3 protein-coding genes are annotated in these 6,884 nt (G+C 63.0%); all 3 read right to left on the bottom strand.

Features of this window, described 5'->3' with window-relative positions:
- Positions 1-23: 23 nt before the first annotated feature.
- From selO to ACE04F_RS24685, 3 genes are read right to left on the bottom strand one after another with little or no spacing between them, the layout of a single operon-like run.
- Positions 24-1,487 (bottom strand): protein adenylyltransferase SelO, encoded by a 1,464-nt coding sequence (selO, locus tag ACE04F_RS24695; protein WP_486110313.1) that lies wholly within the window; start codon positions 1,485-1,487, stop codon positions 24-26.
- A gap of 37 nt (positions 1,488-1,524) precedes the next feature.
- On the bottom strand, positions 1,525-4,887 hold the full coding sequence (gene mscK, locus ACE04F_RS24690) for a mechanosensitive channel MscK (protein WP_486110312.1): 3,363 nt from the start codon (positions 4,885-4,887) through the stop codon (positions 1,525-1,527).
- A 34-nt stretch (positions 4,888-4,921) separates the two neighbouring features.
- Complete coding sequence (locus ACE04F_RS24685; protein ID WP_305497295.1) at positions 4,922-6,664, bottom strand: potassium/proton antiporter; 1,743 nt, start codon at positions 6,662-6,664, stop codon at positions 4,922-4,924.
- Between the last annotated feature and the right edge of the window lie 220 nt (positions 6,665-6,884).

Here is a 6,884-nt window from a genome sequence, read left to right as displayed (position 1 = left end):
GGGGCCATGTGTCTGGCAGGTCGTTACGACGAGCAACTGATCTCCAGGTGCTTGCCCCATTCCGGCGGCCTTTCGGCGTAGCTGTCCATGCCCGGTTGTTCCTCGAACGGACGGGACAGTACGCCGTGCAGGCGGCGGACTTCTTCGTAGTCGCCTGATTCGGCGGCGTCGATGGCTTTTTGCGCCAGATAGTTGCGCAATACATACAACGGATTGACCGCGTGCATGCGGGCTCGGCGCTGGTCTTGATCGACAGTGCCCTCGCGATTGACCCGAGCGACGTAAAGCTCGCCCCAGGCATCGAAACCCTTTAGGTCGACAAAGTCATCGCGCAGATGGGCGACGGCCTGTTCGGGCGCCTGTTCGCCCAAGCGACGGAAAAACAGGCTGTAGTCGACGCCGCTGTTCTGCATCAGTTGCAGCAGGCGCTCCACCAGCTTCTGGTCATCCTCTTCTGCGCGGGTCAGGCCGAGGCGGCGGCGCATCAGGTCCAGGTAATGGGCCTGGTACAGCGGCAGATACAGACCGAGGGTTTCGCGCAGGGCGTCGACGCTGATAAAGGGGGTCAGGGCCTGGGCCAGGGCGCTGAGGTTCCACTGGCCGATGGGCACCTGGTTGCTGAATGAATAGCGGCCCTGGTCGTCGGAGTGGTTGCAGATGAAGTTGGCGTCGAAGTCGTCGAGGAAGGCGAAAGGGCCGAAGTCGAAGGTGATGCCCAGTATCGACATGTTGTCGGTATTCATCACCCCGTGACAGAAACCGTAGGCCTGCCATTTGGCAATCAACTCGGCGTTGCGTTCGACAATCTCTCGATACATCGCCAGGTACGGTTCCGGCTCCTCCCGGCATTTAGGGAAATGCAGGTTCAGCACGTGCTCGGCCAGGGCCGCGTGCAACTCAGGTTTCTTGGTGTAGTAGAAGTATTCGAAGTGCCCGAAGCGCACATGGCTCGGCGCCAGGCGCAGCACCATGGCGGCGCGCTCCTGCTTTTCGCGCCATACCGGGGTGTCGGAGCCGATCACACACAGCGCGCGTGTGGTCGGGATGCCTAAGGCATGCAGAGCCTCGGAGGCGAGGAATTCGCGGATCGAGGAGCGCAGCACCGCCCGGCCATCGCCCATCCGCGAAAACGGCGTCTGGCCGGCGCCCTTGAGGTGCAGGTCCCAATGCTCGCCGGCCTGGTTGTACACCTCGCCCAGCAACAACCCGCGGCCATCGCCCAGTTGCGGATTGTAGTGGCCGAACTGATGCCCGGAATACACCATGGCCCGAGGCTCGGTTTCGGCCCAGAGTTTGTGGCCGCCGAAAATTTCGGCAAACAGTGGCGTCTGTGCTTCGGCCGGATCCAGGTCAAGCAGCGCCATCGCGGCCTGGCTGGCAACCACCAGGCGCGGATTGTCGATCGGCTCCGGCAGCACGTGGGCCGAGAAACCGTCGCCGAGGCGGGCGAAGCGGTTATCGAAAGTCAGCGTTTCCAGTGTTTTCATGGCCATCTCCGACGGGGCGCCCGCAGGCATCCCGCGATCAGTCGAGTGTCTGTTGCGGTGGCTCCGGAACCGGCTTGATGCTGGCCACGGCCGAGGGCACAGGCCCGAGGGTCTTTTGGTCGGGCTCGGCGGGCACCAGTTTGTATTCCTGGCCTTGCAGGTTCTTCAGATAGATCTCCATCTGACGGAACGAGATGTTGATATGTTCCTTCTTGAATTCCCGGTTGATGAACCGGTTGATCTCGTCCAGCACCGGGTTGCGGTCGCCGAGGTCGCGCACGTGCATGCGCAACTCGTGGTCCAGGGTGCTTTCACCGAAGTTCAGGAAGTACACGATCGGCTCAGGCTCCTTCAGCACACGCGGGTTGTCGCGGGCAGCCTTGAGCAGCAGTTCGCGCACCCGATCCAGGTCCGAGCCGTAGTCCACGCCGAGTTTCAGGGTTACCCGGGTCACGGTGTCGGTCAGCGACCAGTTGATCAATTGCCCGGTGATGAATGTCTTGTTCGGGACGATGATGTCCTTGCGATCGAAGTCGGTGATGGTGGTCGCGCGAATGCGGATCTTGCTGACCGTGCCCGACAGGTTGCCGATGGTGATGGTGTCGCCGATCCGTACCGGGCGCTCGAACAGGATCATGATGCCGGAGATGAAGTTGGCGAAGATCTCCTGCATGCCGAAACCCAGGCCCACCGACAGCGCGGCCACCAGCCATTGCAGCTTGTCCCAGCTCACGCCCAGTGTGGACAACGTCGTGACAAAGCCGACGCCGGCGATGACATAGGACAGCAGCGTGGTGGTAGCGTAGGCGCTGCCCTGGGCCAGGTTCAGCTTCGACAGCACAAACACTTCCAGCAGGCCCGGCAGGTTGCGCGCCAGGGCGAAGGTGATGCCGATGATAATCAGCGCGCCAAGCATGTCGCCGATGCTGATGGGCACCATGCTCATGTTCACGCCCGTGCCGCTGGTGTATTCGTAGAGGGTGATGTTGTCCAGGTAGGAGAACACGCTGATCAGGTCCGACCAGACCCAGTACAGCGCGGCCATGAAACCGCCCAGCAGGGCCAGGCGGATCAGGCGCAGGGACTGTTCGTTGACCTTCTCGATGTCCAGGGTCGGCTCCTCGACCACCGTTTCGCCGTCGCCGGCCTCCTTGGCCGCCTGGCGCTTGGCCAGGGCGCGCTGGTAGGCCAGTCGCCGGGCCGCGACCGACAGGCCGCGCACGAAGGTGGCTTCGATCACCAGCCAGAACATCAGCAGGTACAAGGTATTGATCAAGCGATCGCTGAGTTTCAGCGCGGTGTAGTAGTAGCCGAAGCAGACAGCGACGAACAATGCGATCGGCAGCGCGGTGAACAGCACGCCGACGGCCTTGCGAAACAGCGAGGCGTTCGTATGCGTCGGGCTGCTGAGCAGCAGTCGGCTGAGCAGCCAGGCCATCGAGGCGTAGCAGGTCAACACCACCGGCATGCCGAGTACGTCGTCGGCCAGGGCCGACGGCTGCAACTCCGCCACGGCAACCACCGCCACCAGGGCCAGCACCACCAGGCCAAGTCGACGGATCCACGCCTGGAGGAATTCCACCTGGGGTTTTTCCCAGCGGAAATGCAGCTCGGCGACGCCGCCGGGAGAGAGGATTCGATAGGCGGTATAGAAAACCAGCCAGGCTTGGCCGATCTGCAACAGCGCGGCGCCGAGGTTGGTGTTCTGCCCGCGAGCGTCGATCTGCAAGGCATAGCCGCACAGCGCCAGTGCCAGGGCCACCGGCATCGCCAGCAGGATGTTGATCAGGATCGCCTGGGGCGTGTGCCATTGGCTGTCGCGCTTGAAGTGGCCGACATCCTGGTGAACCTTGTTCAAGCGCGCATAAAGATTCTTGCGTCGCCACAGCAGCGCACCGATCAGCAGCGCCAGGGGCAGGAACAGCAGCGGCCGCTGGGTCAGGCCATCGGCCAGCTCGCTGAGGCTCGACGCCCAGGGCAGTGAGTCGACCTGCTTCTCCAGGCGGGCCGGCACGCCACGCATCCATTCGAAATCCAGCGGTTTGTTGCTGGGAATCCAGAACATCTGTTCTTCGAGCGTTGCCCGCAGGTTCTGGGCGGTACTGAGCAGCTGCTTCTGGTTGAGCTGCAAGGTGATGGATTCGTTGAGCACCGCGCTCAACTCACGGTTCAGCCGCTCCAACAGGTCGACCCGGGTCAGGGCCAGTTCCAGCAGGGTCTTGCGCAGTTGCGGCGTGACCTGCTCCGACGGCTGGGACGCCAGCAGGCTGTCGACATAAGCGCTTGGATTGTTCAGCAGCTCGCGTTGCTGACTGACCTCGAACTGGTACAGGCGGATGTCGGCGATCTGGTCGGCGAGGTTCTGGTCCAGTTTCAGGTGTGGCAGGGTCTGGCGCTGCTTGTAGAGAATCTTGGAGAGCAGCAGGCTGCCCTTGAGCACGCTGATCTGCTCATCCAGGGCGGCGTCGGTCTGGGTGACGCTATCGAGCAACTGCTTGGTCTGCAGGTTCTGCTGGGTGACCTCGTTGAGCCGGTCGGTGCTCTTGAGCAGGTAATCGGAGAGCTTCAGGTTGGCCGAGCTTTCGGTCGCCAGCAGGCTGCTGCCGCCGGCCTTCTGCGCTTCGATGGATTGCTGGGTCACCGTTTCCTGGGACTGGGCCAGGCGCTTCTGGTTGATCAGGTTCTGCAGGTCCTGGATCTCTCGCTCCATGCGGTCGATCTTTTCCGACAGCAAGTCATGCTGGCTGTTGCCCAGGTCTTGCAGTTGGCTGTTGCCGGCCAGCTCCTGGCGACGCAATGGAATCAGCGCATTGAGGGCCGCCATCTCAGCGTTGAGCTGGTCGCGCTGCTCGGCGCTGAGGGCCTTGCCGGCGTCCCGGCCGGCCTTGAGCAGGGTGTTGATCTGCTGGATGCGGGTCTGGCTGGCGGAAATTTCCGCCTGGGCGCGCTCGGGGCGGGTCTGGGCGGTGATCACCAGGCTGTTGGCGTCGGCCAGGGCCTTTTGCAGGTCGCTTTGCTGGGTGGAGCGCTCTGTCAGCATCTGTTCAAGCTGGGGAATCGGCAGGTTGGCGTAGCGCTGCGCCACCGGCACCACATTGGTGCCCTTGAGCCGCGCCAGCTCGCGCTGGTTCTCGATGTTCTGCTTGGGGGCGTTGGCCAGTTGCTGCTTGAGGGCTTGCAGCTTCTGTTCGTAGTCGGCCTTGTTGCTGAGCTGGGTCAGGGTGTTTTGCAATACCGCCTGCAAGGCTTTCTGGTCGGCCTCTGGCAGTTTGCGGTCGGCGATCTTGTCCAGGCTGGCCTGGACCGAGGCGCTGGTAGGCGGTTCGGCGGCGTGCACCGTGCAGATGGAGAGACTCAGGCCGAGCAGGGCGATGGCGAAAAAGGAGCGCAGGGTAGGCATAAAGACCGGTCAAGCAAGTGAGAGTGGGAGCAGTTTAGAGGAACAAGCCGGGGCCCGGGCGACTTCCTTCGGGGAATCTGACGCCCACTTTGCCGATCTTGTTCCCGTCCATGGCCGCGACGGTCCACAGGGTACTGTTCCACTCCACCTGGTCGCCGACCACCGGAGCCCCCCCGACTTTCTGGGCGATGAAGCGGCCCAGGGACATGTCCGGATCGATGCCGTCGAGTTGCAGCCCGTACAGCGCCGCGACCGCGGCCAGCTGGGCGTCTCCTTCGAGTACGAAGTCGCCGAAAAAGCGCAGATCGAGGCCCCGTTGCGGTGCCTGGCTGAACAGTTTTCCCAGGGCCGGCAAGTCGTGTTCATGGCCGATTACACAGAGCAGGTCACCGACTTCCAGGACCGTACTACCCGACGGATGGAGCAGTTGCTGGCCACGAAACAGGGCCGCAATACGGGTTCCGTCAGGCATTTTCAGATCTCGAAGCGGCGAACCGATGCACCACTTTTCCGCACCGAGGCGATAGATGAACAGCTCCCACTCGCTGGTAACGTGAACCTCCAGCGCTGCCCGGGAAATCGGCAGAGGTTCTGGCGGGACGGTCACGTGCAGAAGCTTGGCGACCCACGGCAGGCTCGTGCCCTGCACCAGCAGCGACACCAGCACGATAAAAAATGCCAGGTTGAAATAGAGCTGCGCGTGAGGCAAACCGGCCATCAGCGGGAACACCGCGAGGATGATCGGTACGGCGCCGCGCAAGCCTACCCAGGAAATGAACACCTTTTCGCGACCGTGGAAAGCCTTGAACGGCAACAACCCGACCATGACCGACAGCGGGCGCGCGAAGAGGATCATCCACAGGGCCAGGCCCAGGGCGGGCAGGGCGATCGGCAGCAGGTCATGGGGCGTGACCAGCAGGCCCAACACCAGGAACATGCCGATCTGCGCCAGCCAGGCCATGCCATCAAGCATGTGCAGGATGCCGTGGCGACTGCGTATCGGGCGGTTGCCGATCACCAGGCCGCACAGGTAAACGGCCAGGAAACCGCTGCCGTGCAGGGCGTTGGTCAGGGCAAACACAGCCAGGCCGCCGCTGATCACCAGGATCGGGTAGAGGCCGTTGGCAAGGTTGATGCGGTTGACCAGTTGCAGCATCAGCCAGCCGCCACCCAGGCCGATCACGGCGCCGATACCGAACTCGCGCACCAGGTGCCCCAACAGGCTCCATTGCAGGCCGGTTTCGCCGCTGGCGAGCATGCCGATCAGGGTAACGGTGAGGAACACCGCCATCGGGTCGTTGCTGCCGGACTCGATTTCCAGGGTGGCGCTGACCCGTTCGTTGAGGCCTTTGCCGCCCAACAGCGAAAACACCGCCGCAGCGTCGGTGGAGCCGACGATCGCACCGATCAGCAGCCCCTGGATCAGGTTCAGGTCGAATAGCCACGCCGCCGCCAGGCCGGTCAGCCCGGTGGTGATCAGCACGCCGACGGTGGCCAGCGACAACGCCGGCCACAATGCCACGCGAAAGCTGGAGACCCGCGTGCGCAAGCCGCCGTCGAGCAGGATGACCGCCAACGCGAGGTTGCCGACCAGGTAGGCCGTGGCATAGTTATCAAAAAGAATACCGGCACCGTCCACGCCGGCGACCATGCCCACGGCGAGAATGATCACCAGGATCGGGATGCCCAGGCGCGACGAAAGAGAACTGACCAGGATGCTCGCACTCACCAGCAACGCGCCGATCAAGAACAGGCTGTTGATGGTCGTCGCAGTCAAAGGCAGTACTCCGGAATCTTGAGGGGGCAGGCGCAAACTGACCATGCAGTCTGCGTGCCAGCGATTCTAACCTGTTGAAATGTGATGCTGTCAAAAAAGGTTGGGATCGACGTATATGCACCGGATCCAGAGAGGGAAATACCGTGGCGGGGGGGGGGGGGGGCTCCCGCTCGGCTGCGAAGCAGTCGTCGCTTTTAAGGACGGGGCCGCTGCGCAGCCC

This window comes from Pseudomonas sp. AGC41 (assembly GCF_057334555.1).
The sequence above is the reverse complement of the archived record's forward strand: the minus strand, read 5'-3'. Positions and strand labels throughout refer to the sequence as shown.

What these genes read in the sequence shown, in the direction of transcription:
- mscK (WP_486110312.1), bottom strand. Translation starts at nt 4,887, where the DNA reads ATGCCTACCCTGCGCTCCTTTTTCGCCATCGCCCTGCTCGGCCTGAGT.
- selO (WP_486110313.1), bottom strand. Translation starts at nt 1,487, where the DNA reads ATGAAAACACTGGAAACGCTGACTTTCGATAACCGCTTCGCCCGCCTC.